The 19539-nt window shown below is 61.0% G+C and carries 20 protein-coding genes; 13 read left to right on the forward strand and 7 right to left on the reverse strand.

Features of this window, described 5'->3' with window-relative positions:
* Positions 1–563: 563 nt before the first annotated feature.
* From EV665_RS33360 to EV665_RS29250, 10 genes are all read left to right on the forward strand, one after another.
* A complete protein-coding gene (locus EV665_RS33360; protein ID WP_162853204.1) occupies positions 564–1136 on the forward strand; it encodes a helix-turn-helix domain-containing protein in 573 nt (190 codons plus the stop codon).
* A gap of 28 nt (positions 1137–1164) precedes the next feature.
* Positions 1165–2238, forward strand: a complete 1074-nt coding sequence (locus EV665_RS29210) for an extracellular solute-binding protein (RefSeq protein ID WP_133036833.1) — start codon at positions 1165–1167, stop codon at positions 2236–2238.
* Between the two features lie 30 nt (positions 2239–2268).
* Entirely contained in the window at positions 2269–3144 is an 876-nt protein-coding gene (locus tag EV665_RS29215) for an ABC transporter permease (RefSeq protein ID WP_245507870.1), read from the forward strand.
* Positions 3141–3920 carry an ABC transporter permease gene (locus EV665_RS29220; protein WP_133036834.1) on the forward strand — a complete coding sequence of 260 codons (780 nt, stop codon included), beginning with the start codon at positions 3141–3143 and terminating at the stop codon, positions 3918–3920. Before EV665_RS29215 ends, EV665_RS29220 begins: the two co-directional genes overlap by 4 nt.
* Complete coding sequence (locus tag EV665_RS29225; protein WP_133036835.1) at positions 3917–5038, forward strand: ABC transporter ATP-binding protein; 1122 nt, start codon at positions 3917–3919, stop codon at positions 5036–5038. Before EV665_RS29220 ends, EV665_RS29225 begins: the two co-directional genes overlap by 4 nt.
* A complete protein-coding gene (locus tag EV665_RS29230; protein ID WP_133036836.1) occupies positions 5039–6031 on the forward strand; it encodes a DMT family transporter in 993 nt (330 codons plus the stop codon). It begins immediately after the preceding gene.
* Positions 6032–6040: 9 nt separating this feature from the next.
* Entirely contained in the window at positions 6041–7273 is a 1233-nt protein-coding gene (locus EV665_RS29235; protein WP_133036837.1) for a flavin monoamine oxidase family protein, read from the forward strand.
* A 58-nt stretch (positions 7274–7331) separates the two neighbouring features.
* Positions 7332–7688, forward strand: coding sequence for a cupin domain-containing protein (locus tag EV665_RS29240; RefSeq protein WP_133036838.1), 357 nt, complete (start codon positions 7332–7334; stop codon positions 7686–7688).
* Positions 7689–7731: 43 nt separating this feature from the next.
* On the forward strand, positions 7732–9189 hold the full coding sequence (locus EV665_RS29245) for an NAD-dependent succinate-semialdehyde dehydrogenase (protein ID WP_133036839.1): 1458 nt from the start codon (positions 7732–7734) through the stop codon (positions 9187–9189).
* Positions 9190–9327: 138 nt separating this feature from the next.
* The gene (locus EV665_RS29250) at positions 9328–10320 is read left to right on the forward strand and encodes a DMT family transporter (RefSeq protein WP_162853205.1); all 993 of its coding nucleotides are present in this window, start codon (positions 9328–9330) and stop codon (positions 10318–10320) included.
* Between the two features lie 201 nt (positions 10321–10521).
* Here the strand turns inward: EV665_RS29250 and EV665_RS29255 are convergent, their stop codons facing one another.
* Positions 10522–11283: a DUF6118 family protein gene (locus EV665_RS29255; protein ID WP_133036841.1), complete on the reverse strand. Its 762-nt coding sequence runs from the start codon at positions 11281–11283 to the stop codon at positions 10522–10524.
* Between the two features lie 12 nt (positions 11284–11295).
* Complete coding sequence (gene traA, locus EV665_RS29260; protein ID WP_210234698.1) at positions 11296–14835, reverse strand: Ti-type conjugative transfer relaxase TraA; 3540 nt, start codon at positions 14833–14835, stop codon at positions 11296–11298.
* A gap of 255 nt (positions 14836–15090) precedes the next feature.
* On the opposite strand from traA, the gene EV665_RS29265 reads away from it, so the two are divergent.
* The 3 genes from EV665_RS29265 (at position 15091) to EV665_RS29275 (ending at position 16604) form a co-directional block, all read left to right on the forward strand.
* Positions 15091–15867 (forward strand): NYN domain-containing protein, encoded by a 777-nt coding sequence (locus tag EV665_RS29265; RefSeq protein ID WP_210234699.1) that lies wholly within the window; start codon positions 15091–15093, stop codon positions 15865–15867.
* 14 nt (positions 15868–15881) lie between these two features.
* Positions 15882–16190, forward strand: a complete 309-nt coding sequence (locus EV665_RS29270) for a mobilization protein (protein ID WP_133036844.1) — start codon at positions 15882–15884, stop codon at positions 16188–16190.
* A gap of 102 nt (positions 16191–16292) precedes the next feature.
* A complete protein-coding gene (locus EV665_RS29275; protein ID WP_210234700.1) occupies positions 16293–16604 on the forward strand; it encodes a hypothetical protein in 312 nt (103 codons plus the stop codon).
* A gap of 166 nt (positions 16605–16770) precedes the next feature.
* On the opposite strand, the gene EV665_RS29280 is transcribed toward EV665_RS29275, so the two are convergent.
* The 5 genes from EV665_RS29280 to EV665_RS29300 are packed head-to-tail and all read right to left on the reverse strand — an operon-like array spanning position 16771 to position 19448.
* Complete coding sequence (locus tag EV665_RS29280; RefSeq protein ID WP_133036845.1) at positions 16771–17124, reverse strand: DUF1801 domain-containing protein; 354 nt, start codon at positions 17122–17124, stop codon at positions 16771–16773.
* Positions 17121–17525, reverse strand: a complete 405-nt coding sequence (locus EV665_RS29285) for a VOC family protein (RefSeq protein WP_133036846.1) — start codon at positions 17523–17525, stop codon at positions 17121–17123. The genes EV665_RS29280 and EV665_RS29285 overlap by 4 nt, the downstream gene beginning before the upstream one ends.
* A 10-nt stretch (positions 17526–17535) precedes the next feature.
* Entirely contained in the window at positions 17536–17955 is a 420-nt protein-coding gene (locus EV665_RS29290) for a VOC family protein (protein ID WP_245507871.1), read from the reverse strand.
* Between the two features lie 51 nt (positions 17956–18006).
* Entirely contained in the window at positions 18007–18810 is an 804-nt protein-coding gene (locus tag EV665_RS29295; protein ID WP_133036847.1) for a helix-turn-helix domain-containing protein, read from the reverse strand.
* A complete protein-coding gene (locus tag EV665_RS29300; RefSeq protein ID WP_133036848.1) occupies positions 18807–19448 on the reverse strand; it encodes a recombinase family protein in 642 nt (213 codons plus the stop codon). Before EV665_RS29300 ends, EV665_RS29295 begins: the two co-directional genes overlap by 4 nt.
* Positions 19449–19539: the final 91 nt, after the last annotated feature.

A 19539-nucleotide genomic window follows, 5' to 3' on the forward strand; every position in this document is an offset into this window, starting at 1 on the left:
AGGCCGCTACGGCGCGAAACATCCATCCTCGCAGCGTGATCACCATACGTTCTCAAAAGTCGGACAGATTCAACACTTTCGTGTCGTGACGCCGACCTGTCGCAGGTTTTAGGAGTCTAGCGACCGCGCCACCATCCCCAACAGGCGGTTTCCCGGCAGCTTCATACTTCGCCAAATGCTGCCTCCCTCGTCCAGTTCGCCTATGCACCCCAGAATTTCACAGGCACCTATCGAGGTATCAAGCCAACGTCTGATCGCAAGTGGGTAGATTGCAGATGGATGGACTAGTTCGCCCGATTGGAGTCCAGCTCAGATACGCAGCTAAATACTACCTTATCAGATCCCGTCGGGCCACGATCGATGGCCTTGCAGCGCAGTAAAAACGCAATCCGTAGAAGCGCTCAACTCGTATCGTATGATCCCATATTCCCATCTGCGTCTCAGCAAGGAATCTATGAATCAACCTTCAAGTTGATATCGATCCGACCTAAAAGGCGGATGTGAGATCTGGCTTGACATGTTGGATTTCTCACTTAACATTAGTACAGTGAGGTATTACAAACGTGCAGCGCCCGGTTGAAGATCAATGGGAAATCATTGGAAAGAACATAAAAACACATCGGACGCGTCAGCGGCTCTCTCTACGAGCTCTAGGCGCCAAGTGCGATGCAAGTGCAAGCTTTCTGAGTCAGCTCGAGAGAGGAACGAGCGGCGCTCATATGGCAACGCTTATGAAAATAGCGTCGTCGCTGCATATCTCAATAAGTGAGCTAATGTCCGATGTACATGCGGAGGATGTACATTTCACATCGGCACAAAATAGACCATTAATCGATGATGATGAACACCACCGGAAATCATTGATTACCAAGAAGGGCTACGGATCTTTTGAAATATTCGTGCATTCCATAGCCCCGGGGCGCTCTACTGCAGACGCGCCCTACACCCACGGAAACGCACAAGAGTGCGTCGTAATTCTCTCGGGTCTTGTCGAAGTTAAAATTCGATCACAAGTCATCAAAATGGGCGTTGGAGATTCTGTTGAGTACAGATCAAGCATGCCTCATCTTGCGACAAATATAGGAACTACTATAGCAGAGGTAATGTTCGTCGTCGGCCCTGACGATCCATCTTAGACAATTAGGGCACAATTGGGAGGTTGGAATGAGTAATTATAAAATCCTCGGAGTAACTGCGGCTGTGTTGGCGCTCTCAGCGTCATCGGCCACATTTGCGCAGGATGAACCTAAGGCTGGTACTGTCGCACCGGGAAGTCTTGCAGGACAGACGGTTGTATTCGCATCATCAGGCGGTATTTTTCAGGACGGCCAGAAGGCCGCTATCTGGGACCCATTTGAAGCTGAATCCGGCGTCACCGTCCTCCAAGATGCTAGCTCGTTCGCCAAGCTTCGTGCCGGCGTCGAAACCGGTACCGTTGCCTGGGACATGAGCGTCTCAAGCAATTACTTGACCTACCAGTTCTGCGGCACCCTATGGGAGAAGATCGACACATCCATCGTCGACCTGTCGGAAGTGCCTCCGGGCCTAGTGACCGACGAGTGCATGATTCCCGCCATCGTCTATTCAGACATAGGCGTCTACAATGCCGATCTCTTCCCGGAAGGCCCCACGAGCTGGGCTGACTTCTTCGACGTCGAGAAGTTCCCCGGCAAGCGCGGTCTGAACATGTCAGCCGACCCCTCCCCCGCCGTGGTACTGGCTGCCTTGATGGCAGACGGTGTTGCTCCGGCCGATCTTTATCCGATCGATTTCGATCGGGCGTTCAACAAGCTGCGCAACCTCGACGAGTACATCGTGCCGTGGTCGACCGGTGCGCAATCGCAGCAGCAGCTCGAATCTGGCGAAACGGCCCTAGCCATCGTCTGGAGCGGCCGCGGCTATGGTGCGGCAAAGGCCGGCAACAACATCAAGCCAATCTGGCACGACTGGCTGGTTGCTGTGGACTCTGTCGGCATCCCCAAGGGCGCACCGAACGTCGCCGGGGCCCAAGCTGGCCTCAACTATTATCTCGGCGCCACCCAAACCGCGCGTCTAGCTGAGCTGACCTCCTATGGTCCGGTCAATGCGAACGCCAAGCCCAACCTCGACTCGCTGGTGCAGGAATGGGTGCCGACCAATGAGCGCTTCAACACTGCCGTCTACCCGGACATCGCCTGGTGGTCCGCCAACTGGGACGAATTCACTGAAAAGTGGAACGACTGGGTTACCGGTAACTAGGCGCCTCAGGCGAGCCCAAGGAAAAATAATATGGCAGATGCGATGACATTGAAGAGACAGGCCGCTCGGCCTGCCTCAAGGGCAAGGCTCGAACTTCTGGCGCTGTTGCCGGCAGTTCTGCTGATGGTCGGGTTCTTCATCTACCCGCTCATCGAGATCGTTCGTCTCAGTTTCACCGACCCGGTGTTTGGATGGGGCAACTACGAGTGGTTCTTCTCCCGCAGTGCCAACATCTCGGTGTCGATCCGTACGTTCTGGACTGCGGCACTGGTCACCGTTATCTGTCTGCTCGTTTCCTATCCCTACGCCTATGTCATGAGCACGGCGTCGCCGCGGATCAGACTGGTCCTGCTCGTCGTCGTGCTCACCCCGCTGTGGACCAGTCTCATGGTTCGCACTCTCGCCTGGATCGTCCTGCTGCAGGACACCGGCATCATAAACGACTTCCTAGAAATCATTGGCGTGGGCCGCATCCCACTCATTCGGACCGACGTCGGCGTGGTCATCGGTATGACGCAACTGCTGGTACCCTTTATGGTGCTTCCTATCTATTCGGTAATGGTCAAGGTTGATCCCCGCCTGACCACCGCGGCCATTAGTCTGGGCGCGCGACCGAGCACCGCCTTCTGGCGCATCTATGTGCCGCTCACCAAAAGCGGCGTCTTCGCCGGCATGCTGACGGTGTTCGTGCTTGGCCTCGGCTTCTACATCATCCCGGCGCTGCTCGGTTCGCCTCGTAACACTATGATCTCAGCGCTGATCCAGCAGCAGGTCGGTAGCATGCTGCAATGGGGCAGGGGCTCGGCTATCGGCGTTATCCTCCTGCTCGCCACGCTGCTGTCGCTGATGATCTTTGCCCGCTTCGCCCGTGGCATGCGCCTCGTCGGTCTTGGTGGTGTGCGATGACCAAGCCCATTCTCTATGCCACTGTCGTGGCCATTGCGCTGTGGATGATCGCGCCAATGCTGGTCGTCATCGTAACTTCCTTCACTGATACACCGAGCTTCAACTTCCCGCCGAGCGGCTATTCGCTGCGCTGGTATGAGAACTTCTTCGCCAACCAGGCGTGGAGGGCCTCTTTCATCAACACGACGCTGGTCGCTGCGCTGGTGACCATCACCGCCACGACCATCGGCACGCTCGCAGCCATCGGCCTCCACAAGGGCCGTTTCTTCGGTAAGTCGGCGATGACGGGCCTGATGCTGGCGCCGCTCATCGTGCCCGGCATCCTCGTAGCCATCGGCCTTTATTCGGTATTTATCCAGCTCAATATGCTGGGCTCGCTCCCGGGCTTCGTGATCGCCCACACCGTGGTGGCGCTGCCGCTCGTCATAATCAATGTGATGACCGCGCTCAGCACCTTCGACTCGCGGCTGGAGCAGGCCGCGAGCAGCTTGGGCGCCGGGCGTTGGGAGATCTTCCGTCGCATCACCATGCCACTCATCATGCCCGGCGTACTGGCTGGCGCGGTGTTCGCCTTCATCACTTCGTTCGACGAAATCATCATCTCGCTGTTCATCCAGAGCCCGCGGCTGCAGACGCTGCCGGTCCGGATGTTCCAGAGCGTGACGCAGGACACCGATCCCACCGTGGCGGCCGTTGCCGTCCTCATGATGCTGGTTTCGGTCGGACTGGCAGCCCTTACCCGTCTCATCAAACCGCGCAGTGGGAGCAAGCAATGACCACGAATAACGCCAAATCCGGCGCTGGCATGCGCGTTGAACTTCAGGCGATCAACAAACGATACGCCAGCATCGACGCTGTCAAAGATGTAAACCTAATCATCGAGGCAGGCGAGTTCATGACCTTCCTCGGGCCGAGTGGCTCGGGCAAGACGACGACACTCAATCTCATCGCCGGCTTTGCCGACCTCAACTCGGGCGCCATTCTCATCGGTGGTCAGCCGATGCAAAGCGTGCCGGCGCACAAGCGCAACCTCGGCGTAGTGTTCCAGAGCTATGCTTTGTTCCCCCACATGTCGGTGTGGAACAATATTGCATTCCCACTCGAACAGCGTCAGCATTCCAAGACCGAGCAACGCGAGCTGATCTCGCAAGTCCTCAAGCTGGTGGAACTCAACGGTTTCGAGAGCCGCATGCCGAGCGAGCTGTCCGGTGGCCAGCAGCAGCGCGTTGCGCTGGCCCGTGCGTTGGTTTTCAATCCGAATGTACTGCTGCTCGACGAACCGCTTGGCGCGCTCGACAAGAAGCTGCGCGAATGGCTGCAGGGTGAGCTAAAGCGCATCCACAGTAGCCTGGGCAGCACGTTCATCTTCGTTACCCACGATCAGGAAGAGGCCCTCTCGCTCTCGGACCGCATCGCCATCTTCAACAGGGGACGTATCGAGCAGGTCGGCACCGGGCAGGATCTCTACGAGCGACCGGAAACCCTGTTCGTCGGTCAGTTCCTCGGCGACTCGACGATCCTGCGCGGGATACGCAGCGGCGAGTCGAGCCACAGCTCGATCCTCGATTTCGGCGGTGTATCAGTGACCGCGCCCAAAGCCAGGCGGGCCTCGCAGAACATATTGTTGCTCCGCCCGGAAAAGATCAGCCTTACTGCTCCCACTGGCGCTGCCGAGAGCGGGGTCAACCGTATTCCCGCTACTGTCAGCCAGCGGACCTATCTCGGCTCATCTTGGCGCTACGATGTGACACTTGGCGACGGCAAGCCTGGTATTGTCCGTCAGGGTCCGGCGGAGCGCATGTTTGAGCCGGGCGCCCAGGTCGATCTCGTGTGGTCTGCCGCCGATGGCGTGCTACTTGATGCCGACGACAGCAGCGGCGCCAGTGCAGCATAAATGACGAACTCACCGCCAGAACCGTCGGCCCTTTTCGGGTCGATCCTCTCCCTCGATCGAAACTCTGTATTCGGCGTCGCCTGCATCATAGGCGCGGCGCTGCTCTACTCGCTGGGCAGTGTCCTCACCAAGACGCTGCTACAGCATTTTTCGGTCGCGGAAATGGCGCTGGCGCGAACGGCTGTAACCTGCGTATTTCTGATGCTGCTCACGGCGATATTTTATGCGCGATATCTGAAGCTGACGGCGTGCGATCTGCCGCTTATCATTGCCTATGGCATCGTGGCGATGGTGCTGTCGCCCTTCATGTTCTTCAGTGCCATCGAGATGGTGTCGGTCGGCGTCGTCCTAATCATCAGCTACTCGGCACCTATCCTCATCGTGTTGTGGATGCGCATCGTGCGCAAGGTGCGCATCGTTCCCACGGTTCTGACCGGCATGGCCGTCAGCCTTGTCGGGTTGGGGTTAGTGGCGTTCCCGAGCGGCGGCATTGCTATCGACGGGCTAGGCCTCGCCTATGCCTGCGGCGGAGCGGTGGCCATGGCCGCCTTTTTCCTCATCGCCGAGCGACAGTTACAGCTGCGCCCGCCTATCGTGGTGTCCGGCCTCGGCTATCTGGTGGGCACGCTGTGCTGGCTGCTGCTGGTGCCAGTGTGGAACTTCCCGTTTGAGCTGCTGCTGCAGCCGATGGCACTGCCTGTGCCGCTGCATTTGCCGGAGTTTCCTTCCCTCTACCTCATCCCCGCCATTGCTATCGTGTGCACGGTCACGCCGGGCATCCTGTGGCTAAGTGGTGTCAAGTATCTGGGCCCGGCGCGAGCTAGCTCGCTCAGCATGATTGAGCCGGTGTTCTCGGCGGCTATCGCCTGGATGCTCCTCCACGAAGCACTGTCGCCCATACAGATCACGGGCGGCGCCATTGCGCTGATCGGTCTCGTCTATCTCGAAGGTCCGTGGCGCAAGCCAGTCCTTTCCAAAGCTCTCATAACCTAGGAGGAAGTAATGAAGGTCGTTATTGCAGGCGCAGGCCTGGGCGGTATGACTGCGGCGTGGCGCCTGGCACAGCACGGCCATGAGGTCACCGTGCTCGAAGCCTCGAACCGCGTCGGTGGCCGGAGCTGGTCGGAGCAACTTCCGAACGGCGAATGGGTGGAGCGTGGCGGTGAGTTCATCCGCCCCAACGAGCACAATTTCCGCCGCGTCGCGGCCGAGCTGGAGATTCCGCTGATCCCGCACGGTATCGTCTTCGATCGCCGCTGGATGCCTGATGGCACACGCATGAGCATCGAGGAAATGAAGGGGTACATCGCCAAGCTCTACTCGACCATCGACCAGATCGTCGCCGATGGCGATATCGAGGCATCGCTGCAGACCGCCGCAGCGCAGGCCTTCGGCAATGCCTACTACGAAAACCGCATGTATCTGCGTGTCGTGACCTCGCTGGCCAATGATCCCGCCCGGGTCAGCGCCCGCGCTGTGCGGCATCACGAATGGGCCGGCCCGACCGCTGGCTACCTCGAGCATGGGGCGCGCGTGATGAACGGCAATAATGCCATTACACTAGCCATGCACAAGCAGCTCGGCGATGTCGTCCGCTTCGACACAGCTGTCGCTTCCATCGAACAAACGGCGCATGGCGTGGTCATGACCTCAACCGATGGTCGTGAGTTTGTCGGCGACGCCGGCGTCGTGGCGGTCCCGCTGCCCAAGCTGCGGAAGCTGGCCAAGGACATGGAGCTGCCCGAACTGCTGCGCGGCTCCATCGAAACGCGAGAGATGGGTGTTGCCGCCAAGATCTCGGTGGTCGCCCGCTCCGAGGCACCGTCGCGCGGCCAGCAGTACCCCAACGCGCATTGGTGGACGTGGAACTCCACGGCTCCCGACGCCGACCAGGGGCGCCAGGCCCTGACCGGCTTTGCCGGTGGTCGAGACACCGTCGAGAAACTGGAGCTTCAGGATGGTGGCGTGGCGTGGAAGAACAAGGTCAAGGCCTATCGCACCGACCTCGACCTCACCGACGATTTTATCGTCACTAACTGGGCCGAGCAGAAGTTCACCGAGGGCGCCTATTCGGCTCCAGGGCTGCAGTGGCGTCCCGAGTTCGATAGCATCTGGGACGCCCCGGTGGGCCGTCTCACCTTCGCGGGCGAGCATACCGGCTACTCGACGCTCAACGGCGCAGTGACTACCGGTCTGCGTGCCGCGCGCATCGTCAGCGACATGGCCCGCGCCTGATCCAACTGGTCCGGCAGTAGCCGGACCCACCTCCCCCTAACCACAATGAGTATGAAGAATGTCGCTTGCAGACCTCCTGACATATGAGAATTTGGGGAACGTTGAGCTTCCCCCGCTTGCGCCGAAGGCGACTTCGCTGGATGGGCAATCGGAATCCGCCGTCGTGCTCTGGGAGTCGCACGACAGCAAGGTGCAGATGGGTGTGTGGGAATGCACGCCGGGCCGCTTCGATACCCAGCACAAGGATAATTCCGAGATCTGCCACATCATCGAAGGCGAGGTCGAACTACTGCGCAATGATGGCGAAGCGTGTCGTCTCGGACCGGGCGATGCCCTGGTCCTGCCGCGTGGCTGGACCGGCCAATGGAACGTCATCAAGCACGTCCGCAAGATGTGGGTCGTCCAGTACGACTGAGCCCTTTTCGGTCTCCTCTCTCCTGTCATCAGTGAGCTAACCAATGCTGCAGTTGCGCGATACTACTCTGTTAGGGGCCCCCTCCCTCATCGCCGGGCTCCCCACCGGCAAGCCCGAAATCGATGTGCTGAATCCATCGACGGGTTCGGTGGTGGGACGCGTTGCAAATCTGGGTGCCGAGTCGGCGACGAGTGCCGTCGAGGCAGCCTCTGCGGCATTGCAAGGCTGGCGGGCCCAAACGGCCCGCCAGCGTTCCGACATTCTCCGCCGCTGGTATGATCTGGTGCTCGAGGCAAAGGCCGATCTCGCCACCATCCTCACAAGCGAGCAGGGTAAGCCCTACGCTGAGGCGCTGGGCGAAATCGAATACGCCGCCTCCTACATTGCCTTCTATGCCGAGGAAGCAAAGCGCATCGCAGGTGAGTTGCTGCCGTCGCACCGGGCCGATTCGCGCATCATGGTGCTCCGCCAGCCGGTGGGCGTGGTGGCCGCCATTACGCCGTGGAACTTCCCGGCCGCGATGGTCACGCGCAAGCTTGCCCCCGCTCTGGCGGCCGGTTGTACTGTTGTTCTCAAGCCGGCGCTCGAAACGCCGCTCACGGCTCTGGCCCTGATCGAGCTGGCGCGGCGCGCCGGTCTGCCGGATGGAACGATCAACATCCTCACCGGCAAGGCGCGCGCCATCGGCGGCGTGCTGACCAGCCACCCCGCCGTTCGCCTCATCAGCTTCACGGGCTCCACCGAAGTCGGCAAAATCCTGATGCAGCAGGCCTCCACCACGGTCAAGAAGGTAGCTCTAGAGCTGGGCGGCAACGCCCCATTCATCGTCTTTGCCGATGCTGATCTCGACGCCGCCGTGGATGGCGCGATCATGTCCAAATACCGCAATATGGGCCAGACGTGCGTCTGCACCAACCGCATCTATGTCCATTCTAGCGTGCATGACAGCTTCGTCGAGAAGTTCGCCAAGCGGGTTAGCACCCTCCGGGTGGACGACGGCTTCTCGTCCGATGTAGAGCAGGGGCCACTCATCAATGAGGCGGCCGTCACCAAAGTCCAGTCGCACATCGCCGACGCAGTGGCACTCGGTGCCAAAGTTGTGACCGGTGGCCAGCGCCATACCAGGGGCGGAACGTTCTTTGAGCCCACGGTCATGACCGGCGTCACTCCCGACATGGCTGTGGCTAAGGAGGAAACCTTCGGTCCGGTGGCATCTGTCTTCCGCTTCGACACGGACGATGAAGTCGTTGCGGCTGCCAACAATACAGAGACGGGGCTCGCCGCCTATTTCTATTCGCGCGACGTGAAGCGGATATTCTCAGTAATGGAACGGCTCGAATTCGGCATGGTCGGGGTCAATACCGGCGCCATCTCCACTGAGCTCGCGCCATTCGGCGGTGTCAAAGAAAGCGGTAATTCGCGTGAGGGCTCGCAGCACGGCATCCTCGAATACACAGAGTTGAAATATGTCTGTGTGGGCGGTCTCGAAGGTGGTGCATAGCTCCGACCTGGCTCGCGGTTACAGATGATCACAAGCCAGAGCAGCCGGATAGGTCTCGCATTCAGCCAGCACCGAATGCGAGTCCAGCGACGCTATTACCGACACGACAAAGACCGCACTGAGCCGTTGGAAGACCAAATGCCCACACCCGAATCAGCCACCCCTTTGCAGCAGATCCTACCCAGCGCCGTGGATTCTCTCTACAGCAGGGCTTCCGCGTTTGGTGTGTCCTTCATGGTCATTGCCGCGCTGCTACATTCGCTGGGCAGCGTCTTTTCGAAGATGGTGCTGCTCACCTTTTCGGTGCCGCAGCTGGCGCTGATGCGTGCGTCGCTCACACTCCTGACCTTGCTGATCGTTGCGCTTATCTATTTCCGGCGAAGTCTCAACCTCACATGGCGGGAATTGCCGGCGCTGCTCGGTTACGGACTTGCCGCAATGGTAATATCGCCGCTGATGTTCTACAGCGCCATCGAGCGCGTGTCGGTGGGCATCGTGCTCATCATCGAATATACAGCGCCGATACTCATAATCATCTGGCTGCGCATAATACGTGGCGTGAAAATCCAGCCGGCGGTGCTGGGTGGCATGCTGGCATGCATCGCCGGCCTCGCCCTCGTGGCAATGCCCTCGGACGGAGTCATGCTCGATGGAATTGGCATGCTGTTTGGCTTTGGTGCCGCCATGGCGCTGGCCGGCGGCTACCTGCTGTCGGAGCGGGCCCTCAAGCAGCGGCCGGCCATTATCGTGTCGCTGCTCGGCTATGTGGCGGGCACGCTGGTCTGGATCTTCCTCGCGCAGGCGTGGCAGTTCCCGCTGCACCTGCTGCTGCAGCCGGTGGGGATTGCAAACACGATCGGCATTCCCTCTGTTGCTGCATTCTGGCTGATCCTCATCATTGCAGGCCCCTGCACGGTCATTTCGGGCCTAATGGTCCTGCAAGGGATCAAGCTGCTCGGGCCAGCCCGGGCCAGTGTGGTGAGCATGGTCGAGCCGGTGTTTTCGGCTGCTATCGCCTGGGTGCTGCTTAGCGAATACCTCTCGACGCTCCAAATCGTGGGGGGTGTCTTGGCGCTACTCAGCCTCATCTATCTAGAAGGCCCGTGGCGGCAGCGCGCGTCGTCAGCCTGACCTCCCGTCCCCTCAGCTTACCCTTGGCTAGCGCCGTTGAAAATCGCGCTTGGGTAGAGACTCAATCGCGCCGCCATGTGAGGATTGCGGCTATGTGGCAGGTTTCCGTATCGGGTCCGACGCACCTCCAATCCTTGAGGCGGCAGAAGGGGCGTTCGATGATGAACAGCGCCCCAAAGAAAACCGTCGCGTGGCTATACTCTATTCTTGTGCAGGCGCTGGCACGGTGATGGTGCATTTCTGATCTTTTCCGGTCTGCTTGGCCGTCTCCATGCACGCGGAAAACTCCCCGCCGCTCACATTGTAGAACCGGCCGCCCCATTTCATTTTCTCGACTTCAAGAGGATCATCCGCCCCGATCATCGCATAGCCGGCGCTGACGCGATCAAAGCCCATGACCAGGCTGGCAACATGGCTATCGGCCGAAAACGGCAGGAAGCGGGGCAATAACAAAATCAGGAATATGCCAAAGACCAGCCCGACCAGGCCGGCCGTCCACATGCGGAAATCCTGGCTTTTTCGGTCATAGGCGCTTTGCGTATAGCTGGCGAGGTTCCGGCCGGCGCGCTCGAGGTCGGATGCTTGGCGCTCGAGCTGCTGCACAGCCGTCTTAACCAGACCCTCGCCGCTGCGCTCGAGCGCGCGGGCATAATGCTCCGGCCCATTGCGCAGGACCGGCGATTGCTCGACGCCCTGCAGGTGCTCCGCGACAGCGGCGAGCTGCTGCGTCACCTTGCCAAATTCCGGCCGATAGTCGGCCGCTGGCCCGATTTCCTCGAACCGATCCAAGGCCAGTTCAACGCCCTTGCGGATATTGATCATTTCCCGCGTGAGATTGCCAGCTAGGCTTTCGACGGTCTGCCGTAGCGCCTCGAACGCCTGCACCGGGTCGCCGTCCTCGTCGGCCGCTGCCTCCTGCTCGAACCTTTCCATGTCGTCGCGGTTTTCGTCGTCCTCGGTCATGTCTTCTCCATGTTATCGGCCAAGGCCAAGCGTTCGGCCCCGCGTGATGCTCTGTTCCAGCTCGCGGGATATGCCCTCATTCTGGCGGATTTGCTGGCCGATCCCGAGTTCATGCCGGCGATTGCGCAGGATGGATTCAACCTGCGGATCGCGTTCGAGGCTTTTGGCAAGGCCCTGCATCTGGCCTTCGACTTTGCCGCGCGCCTGGTCGTGCTGCCAGCCGTGCAACTCGTGGCGCTGCGCCTTCAAATCCTGCCAGCGTTCAACGAACCGCTCGGCCCGAATATTGGGGTCTTGCTGTGCGGACTGCTCCCGCTTCAGCCCATCCATGACCTGGGCGACACGCTCCCGGCCGGAAAGCTCGGTCATGCTGCGCTCTATCTGCGGGTCATATTGCAGCGCCGACCGCATCAAATCATGTGTGCCCGGCCGCGCCTGGTCGAGTTGCTGGCCGGCCTCGCGCATGTCCTGGCGCTGCATGTCGAGGATGGGCAGGCCCTCGCGCATATGCTGGTGCGCCGATTTATAGGCCCGCGCATAGCGGTCAACGGCGGTTTCCAGCGCCGACAACGGCCGCGCCCGCTCGGCCAGCCGGTCTTGCGCCGGCGCCGGCCGCAAGCTCCCTTCCCTTTCCGGCCGCTGTTCGGGCGAGGAAGGCGTGCGGGACGCCTTCAGCTTCAGCCCGTCGAACATGCCACGCCGCTGCTTCTCGGCCTGCTGCGGCCGTTTCTGGTCGATCTGCGGGCCGTTGTTGCCGGCACGGTCCAGCTCGGGCCGCTCGGCCGCGCTCCGCCGCTGCTGCTGGCGATCGGCGGCGAGATCCACACCCACTTTTTGCGAGGATCTGGGCGCGCGGTCCTCGATGCGCTCCCGCTCGACAGGGGGACGCTCGGCCGGAATCTCGATCTCGCTGCGGACGCCCAACGTCTCCGCAATCCCGCGCCGCTCGGCAAAGTCGCTTGTATAGTCGAGTGTCGTTTCCTTCACACCCGACCGGGACAGGCGGCGCTCTAGCTGGCTATATGCCAGCTCGCCGGCGTCCTGAACCTTCCATGCGTTCCGGTGCGTCTGCGTCCCATCCGGCAAGGTGACGGGGGTAGAACCCTCATGCTGTAGGCCGATCTTCTCCCCGATCTCGGGCGCGGCCTCCTTCATGGCGCGCTCAAGATCGACGCCCCATAGGGTGCGCTGCTCGCCCTTGTCGTTTTCCAGCGTCACGAAATAGATGTCGTGCTTCTGCGGGTCATGCTCGAACGGCGCGGTCCCATGCTCGACCAGGCGGCCCGCAGCCAACGTTTGGCCGGCATTGGTGAACTCGTCCTGGGCGGCGTAGAGCTGCACCCCGTCGCGATGCCGGGTCATGGCGACATAGGTCAGATGCCGGTCCATCGTCCCTGACGCCAGCACATAGGAGCGATCGACCGTCGCGCCCTGGTTCTTGTGAATCGTCGTCGCATAGCCGTGGTCGATCGCCTGATAATCGCCCATCGGCACGCTGAGCCTCTCGCCGCCCCGGCCGTCGAGCTGCGCGACGATGCGGCCGGCCTCGACATGCTCGACCGTGCCTAGCATCCCGTTTTTCACGCCAAGGTCGCGGTTGTTCTCCAAGAACACGATGCGGTCGCCCGGCGCGAACTCGCGCTTGCCGTCATTGGTCTGGAAGGTCAGCGCGCCGGCGTCCTCGCCCTGCGCCAGCTCGCCCCGGTCCTGTAGCTCGGTGCGGATCGCGTCATTGATGGCGCGCACATCGGCCCGGCGATGCGCCATCGCTACGCGGGTGCCGTCCGGGCGCTCGTCGCGGTCGGCAAGGTAATCGCGCACGATCTGGCCCCGCGCGTCCTCGCCGGTTTCGGCAAAGCTGATATTGCCGCGATCCCGATAGGCCGCCAGCCCCTCGGCCGTCCGGTGCGTGGCGAAGTCAACGGAAGCCTCCCGCTGCCAGTCCACGCGCTGCCGGCGTATCTCGGAAAGCTCGGCATGGCCGATTTCCTCGGTAATCGCCCGGAAGGGTGCGCCGGCCCCGATCGCCTGTAGCTGCTCATGGTCGCCTACAAGGACGATCTTCGCCCCGCGCGCCTCGGCCTCGCCAACGAAGCGGGCGAGCTGGCGGCTTCCAACCATGCCCGCCTCGTCGATCACGAACACGTCGCTGCGGCCGATCGTGCCGCGGTCGTTGTCCCAACCGCGGGACCATGACGCGAGGGTGCGGCTCTGGATGCCGGAAGATTCCTCCAGGCCCTCGGCCGCCTTGCTCGACAAGGCCGCGCCGTGAACCTGATAGCCCTCGGCCTCCCATGCCTCGCGCGCGGCCGCAAGCATGGTGGACTTGCCAGCGCCGGCGAAACCGACAACGGCCGCGATGCGCTCCCGGCCGGTGATATGCTCGATCGCCGCCCGCTGCTCGTCGGAAAGCCGGGCGGAAGCATCGCCGGCGCTGCGCTGAATGGCGGCGTCCTGGGCGGCTATGGCGCGATCGATATGTCGGCGATCGACACCATGATTGCGCGCCTGGTGCATCCGCTGCGCGCTCTCGATCATGCCGGATTCGATCCCGACCATTTCCCGCGTCGAATAACGGGCAAGCTCGATCTCGCCCGTTGCTGCCGGGTCCCCCACTACGTGGGCGCGCTCGGCCTGCAACTCAACCAGCGCCGGCGAGGCCATCACCTTCGCAAAGGCGCTCTGGAACTCCTGCGGGTCGTCGTTGATGTAGCGATGCAACGCCCGCGCAACGTCGTGCCGGTCGAACACGCTCTTTTCGCCGGTGATGAGGGTTAGAACCTGCTCGGGCTTCTCGCGGATCAGCTCGGCATTGCGCCGGGCCGCGTCCTCGTCCAGCCGCCCGCGCGACACGTCGAGGCCGCGCCGCTCCATCTGCGTGGCATGGACGCCCATATGCTCGGTCGGTTGAAGCTCAAGCCCGCGCTCAAGGTGCGAACGATGGTCGATACGAATATCCAGCCCGGCCCGCGCCAGATGCTCGTTCGCGCGGCTCTCCCACGACTGGCGAATGTCGCAGAGCTGCATTTGCGTCGTCGGCAGATCGTTGGAAAGCAGCCATTTGTTTTCGCGCTCAAGATAGGTCTTGTCGCCTAGCCCGCTCTCCGTCACCTGCCGTGTGGTCATAAGAATATGCGCATGGTGATTGCGAACGTCGCTCGCCCCGTGCGGCACATGAATGGCAAAGTCCACGGCCGCGCCGTAGCGGTTCGCCAATTCCTGCGCCAGCTCCCGCGTTGCCTCTAGCCGTTCCTCGGCCGACAGCTCGTGCGGCAAGGCAACCTCAAATTCGCGGGCTACGCGCGCGTCCTTCCGCTTCTCGGCAAACTCGGCGGCGTTCCATAAATCCGACCGATCCCGCGCCCAATCGGCGTTGACGCCTTCCGGCAAGACGATCTCGGCATATTCGACACCTTGCTTTGCCGTGTAGTCGTGCGTGATCCCGTCGCGCTCGTTGGTCAGCTTCTCTCCAGCGCGATAAGCCATAGAGGCGACGGCGCTACGGCCCTTCGCCCGCGAAACTGGCTTCATGCTGAAATGGTAGATCGCCAACCCGTTGCCCCGATCCTGTTTCACCTTTTCCGATGGCCTACCAGCCATCGGCGCGCTGAGTTACACAGTAACTCGTAAGTGCGCCCTTCTCAACTCAATCGCCTCGCTCTTGCGGCAAGCTCGATGCAATAAAGATGAAGCCGGATTCTGCAGCAAGTGCAGTGAATTTTCAAGGTTGAGCAAGGCAACAGGACCATAAACGCTTGAGCCGCGCGTGTGTTCGTATAGTCTAACGGCCTGCGGAGGGCGAAGATTATGGCAATCGACAATAACCAGACGTTGGCGCTGCTGATCGACGGCGATAATGCTTCGTCCAAGATCGTCGCCGGCCTTCTCGCTGAAATCGCCAACTATGGAACCGCCAGCGTCAAACGCATCTATGGCGACTGGACCAAGCCCAACCTCAACGGCTGGAAAGAGTGCCTGCTGGAACACTCGATTCAGCCGGTCCAGCAATTCGCCTATACGACAGGCAAGAACGCCACTGATGGCGCTATGATTATCGACGCAATGGACCTGCTCTATACCGGCCGGTTCTCCGGCTTCTGCATCGTCTCAAGCGATAGTGATTTCGCTCGCCTCGCCGCGCGCATCCGTGAACAGGGCGTCACCGTCTATGGCTTCGGGGAGCGCAAGACGCCACGCCCCTTCATCACCGCTTGCGACAAGTTCGTTTATTTCGACGTGCTCAATGCGACCGGAGAACAGAAGGAAGCGGAAGCCGTCGCCGCGCCCAAGGCGGCCGCCGCCAAACCTGCGCCGGCGAAAGCGGCTCTCGATCGCGCTGCCCTCGACATGCTGGCGAAGGCTGTCACCGCCTCGGCCGATGAAGACGGCCGCGCCAATCTCGCCCGCGTCGGCGCGCACCTGGCAAAACAGTCGCCGGATTTCGATGCCCGCAACTATGGCTTTCCGCGCCTCTCCGAACTGGTCGAGGCGTCCGGCATAGTCGAGATCGAGCGCATTGGCGACAACCCCAAAATCATCATGGTTCGACTCAAGGGTGAAGCGAGCGCCCGCCCCGCGAAATAGGAGGGAAACGACATATGGCACGCAAGACGATCGAACAGCGGCTGGCCGAATTGGACGCGCAGCGCGCCAGCCTCAAGGCAAGGCTCGGGAAACAGGAACGCGCCAACGATACCCGCCGCAAGGTGCTGCTCGGCGCGCTCGTCCTGCACCGCCTGGAAAACGGCACGGATGAGGAATTTGCCCGTCGCCTGCGCGAATGGCTCAAGCGCGAGCTGCCCGGCTTCCTGACGCGGCCGGGTGACAAAGACCTGTTTGACGATCTGCTCGCCGCAGCGCCGGCAACCGGGGAACCGGCAGGGAGCACCGGGGAGGCCGCATCGTGATCCAGCCGCGTCTTGCCTGGCACGCCTTCAAAAACATGCTGCGCGCCGCCGCGCGCCTTTACCGACCCCGGCGAATATTGGGACCAGGCGGCGGAACACTTCGTGCGCGAGCTGACCGTCACCAAGCACCTGGCTACGCCGGTCAACTTCATCGTTCATTCACTCATGGACGTGAATAACCAGCTCTCCCACGGCCGGCCCTTCTTTGTGGACATAGCCCGCGACGGAATCGTGATCTACGAGGCTCCGGGCTATCCCCTTGCCTCACCCAAAACGCTAGAGCCAGAGGTTGCGAAAGCTGAAGCGCGCCGACATTTCGAGCACTGGTTCCCCCTCTCCCGTCATGCCGTCAAGCTCGCCCAGGACAGCATTGAGGACGATGTGAGCCGGGACGCCGCATTCATGCTGCACTAGGCCATTGAGCGCCTTTATGGGGTCGGTTCCGGCTGGGGGCGAAATGACACTCTAAGCGTTTCCGCTAACCATCGTCGGTGGGTCTGAGCAAGAGATCGTTTGTTTTGCGGGGACAAGCCGCTCCGTTTGCAAGCCTTTATACAAAAACCGTTCTGGGACCAGTCGCCTAGACAGCATCGCTTCTCGCGCGCGCCGCGTTGATGTAGTCGCCTACCTTTTTGGCCTCAAGGTCGTGTTCACTGTCGATTCGGATATGTCGACGGAGTTTCCCCTTGCCCGCCAGAACGCCATGCGGGTCGGGCAGTGTGCTGCCGTCGCCGAATTCCAGCGTCACGTGATTGGTGTAGACAAAGACGCCACAAAAACCCGTCCTCGATGCGAAGAGGATGCCGCCATATTTGACCTCTTCGGTAATCGCCGGGCCAGAAGCCAGCGCCATTGCGCGCAGGCGCGTGACAATGGGAAAGAGCGTGCCGCGATGCAGGCGCAGGTCTTCAAGCAGGTTCTCGACCCTGTTCATGCATCAGCCCCGCCGAGAAAGGCGGTGCGAAACTCCGGCGCGGGTTCCCGGTCGGAATAGATGTAAAGCATGACTCCGTTCGGATCGCGCAACGCAAAGCCGCGGTCGCCCCAGGGGTGATCCTCGGGCGGAGTGTCGGGGGTGAGGCCGGTTGCCAGAAGTTCGTTATAGGTTTCATCCACATCGGCGACGCGGAAATTATAGGTCAGGCCCGTGGGGTTACAGGCTGGCTGCTCGGGCTGTGGTTCCATGAATTGCAGCGACAGTCCAGGGGCGAATTCGAGGCTGATGAACCAGCCGCAATCGAACACGAGGCGGGCGCCGAAATGTTTGATGTAGAACGCGCGTGAGGCGGCGACATGCGGTGTGGTAATGGCGGGAGAGGCTGTTGTTGGTTGCATTGTGGCCCCCTCATGCGATTGCTGTCATGTCGGAGCACAGCTCGACCATGCCGCCGTTCAGGTCGCGGACATAGCCGACGATCTGGCCCCACGGTTTGGCCGTTGGCGGCGACAGCGGGCTTGCCCCGGCCGCGACCGCTCTGTCCCATGATGATTGCGGATCGTCGCAGATCAATGCGATTTCCACCGCCTGGGCCAGATCACCGGCACGCAGGGGCCGAATGGCCAGTCCGTTCATCTCGGCCATCTCTTCGCCCGCGAAAGCCAGGGTGGTGTCGCCGGTTTCCATCTCGGCATAGAGATTACTTTCATGCAGAAACCGAGGCGTCAGGCCGAAGGCCGCCTCGTAAAAGGCGATAGTTGCCCGAACATCCGGGACATAGAGAATGGTGTAGCCGAATCTGACTGTCATAGGGATGTCCTTGTTCATCTAACCCGACCATGACAGTGGCGGCGCTGCCGGTCTTGTAAGAATCGGACATCAGTCTCCAAGCGTGACCAGTGTCACATCCGCCAGCCGGGCAGGCGAAAGCCCGCCGAAATCGCGTAAGGCGTGGGTCATATGGGCCTGATCAGCATATCCCGCCTCAGACGCCGCTTCGGATGGGCGCATGTGATGGTCGCGAAGAAGGCGCAGCGCGCGGTGAAACTGCAATATCCGGGCATAGGATTTGGGCGACAGCCCCGTGGCATCTCGCACGATCCGCTGAACCGTGCGGGTGCTGATGTCCTGCATGCGCGCGATATCCTGAACCGGAAGTCGGCCACCGGAAGCATGGAGCGCGCTTAGAATGCGCAGGGTCTGTTTGGGCGGAAGGACGTTCCCAAGCGCAATGCGGTGTTGCACGAAAGCAACCAGCCGGCCCGGCAGTTCGTCCGGTGAAGTTGCTTCTGTACATAGATCGGTAAGCGGTGGGCAGGCCCCGATCGCGGCTTCACCGACAAGGTTCCCGTCCCGCAAAACCACAGGGCTCAGCCCCAGGATGGCATGAAAGAAGCCCGGACGCAGGCGGATACCAGCAAAGCCCATGCCCGGTTTCACCACAACATCATAGTGCCGGGTCGTCGGGCCTGTCACCACAACGGTGATGCTATTGATCGGACTCACCTTGGCGCAGAACCGTAAAATGATATCACAACGCCCGTCCGGCAGAACCCGATGGGCGCTGGCCTTGTCAGCTACGGACACCCAGACCGCTTCGATCCCACGACCAGGATCGGCTCCACCCGAAAGCTCGGTGTATCGTGAGGGGTGCGGGCTGTATGATGTCTGGGGTTGCGTCAAGGCTCGGTTCCGGATGGCGTCGATATGCGAATCCTATCATTTGATTTGTGCCGATGAATGATGTCAGCGACCGTGTTTTTGCTGATGCCTAGATCGCGTGCAATCCAGCGATAGCTCCGGCCTTGAGCAGTCAGCGCCATGACCTTCGGCGCTAGTCTATCAGATTTGGGGCGCTCTCCGGTCTGGCGGCCGAGCCTCTTGCCCCGCGCCTTCGCGGCGGCCAGACCGGACTTGACCCGCTCACTGATGAGATCTCGCTCGAACTCAGCAATGCCCGAGAGAAAGGTCGCGAGCATGCGGCCATGTGGCGAAGACAAGTCGAACGCCATCCCGTTCATAGCGATGACCGAGACCTTCCAGCTTTCGAGCTCACGAAGGGTATGGAGAAGATCGACCGTTGAACGACCCCAGCGAGACAGCTCAGTAACGAGCACCACATCGATTTTACGAGCTTGGGCCATTGCCATTACCTTGCGCCGTTCGGCACGATCGAGCTTAGCGCCGGAGCCAGTTTCCTTGAAAATTGCCGCCACTTCGTAACCGGCCCGCAAAGCAAATGCCGTCAGATCATCTTCCTGCCGCTCGCACGACTGATCGGCGGTCGAAACACGACAATAGATTGCGGCGCGCTGTCCCAATTGAACCCTTACGAATTTTGATGCCTGGAGGCCTTGATTTGTATGGGCCGATTGTTGTCCAAAACAGACTATACTTCAATAGGGACAATCA

The organism is Shinella granuli (assembly GCF_004341885.1).
GTDB classification, from domain to species: domain Bacteria; phylum Pseudomonadota; class Alphaproteobacteria; order Rhizobiales; family Rhizobiaceae; genus Shinella; species Shinella granuli.

What these genes read in the sequence shown, in the direction of transcription:
- EV665_RS29250 (WP_162853205.1), top strand. Translation starts at nt 9,328, where the DNA reads ATGCCCACACCCGAATCAGCCACCCCTTTGCAGCAGATCCTACCCAGC.
- EV665_RS29230 (WP_133036836.1), top strand. Translation starts at nt 5,039, where the DNA reads ATGACGAACTCACCGCCAGAACCGTCGGCCCTTTTCGGGTCGATCCTC.
- EV665_RS29285 (WP_133036846.1), bottom strand. Translation starts at nt 17,525, where the DNA reads ATGCAACCAACAACAGCCTCTCCCGCCATTACCACACCGCATGTCGCC.
- EV665_RS29265 (WP_210234699.1), top strand. Translation starts at nt 15,091, where the DNA reads ATGGCAATCGACAATAACCAGACGTTGGCGCTGCTGATCGACGGCGAT.
- EV665_RS29210 (WP_133036833.1), top strand. Translation starts at nt 1,165, where the DNA reads ATGAGTAATTATAAAATCCTCGGAGTAACTGCGGCTGTGTTGGCGCTC.
- EV665_RS29220 (WP_133036834.1), top strand. Translation starts at nt 3,141, where the DNA reads ATGACCAAGCCCATTCTCTATGCCACTGTCGTGGCCATTGCGCTGTGG.
- EV665_RS29290 (WP_245507871.1), bottom strand. Translation starts at nt 17,955, where the DNA reads ATGAACAAGGACATCCCTATGACAGTCAGATTCGGCTACACCATTCTC.
- EV665_RS29245 (WP_133036839.1), top strand. Translation starts at nt 7,732, where the DNA reads ATGCTGCAGTTGCGCGATACTACTCTGTTAGGGGCCCCCTCCCTCATC.
- EV665_RS29215 (WP_245507870.1), top strand. Translation starts at nt 2,269, where the DNA reads ATGGCAGATGCGATGACATTGAAGAGACAGGCCGCTCGGCCTGCCTCA.
- EV665_RS29225 (WP_133036835.1), top strand. Translation starts at nt 3,917, where the DNA reads ATGACCACGAATAACGCCAAATCCGGCGCTGGCATGCGCGTTGAACTT.
- EV665_RS29255 (WP_133036841.1), bottom strand. Translation starts at nt 11,283, where the DNA reads ATGACCGAGGACGACGAAAACCGCGACGACATGGAAAGGTTCGAGCAG.
- EV665_RS29240 (WP_133036838.1), top strand. Translation starts at nt 7,332, where the DNA reads ATGTCGCTTGCAGACCTCCTGACATATGAGAATTTGGGGAACGTTGAG.
- EV665_RS29235 (WP_133036837.1), top strand. Translation starts at nt 6,041, where the DNA reads ATGAAGGTCGTTATTGCAGGCGCAGGCCTGGGCGGTATGACTGCGGCG.
- EV665_RS29270 (WP_133036844.1), top strand. Translation starts at nt 15,882, where the DNA reads ATGGCACGCAAGACGATCGAACAGCGGCTGGCCGAATTGGACGCGCAG.
- EV665_RS29280 (WP_133036845.1), bottom strand. Translation starts at nt 17,124, where the DNA reads ATGAACAGGGTCGAGAACCTGCTTGAAGACCTGCGCCTGCATCGCGGC.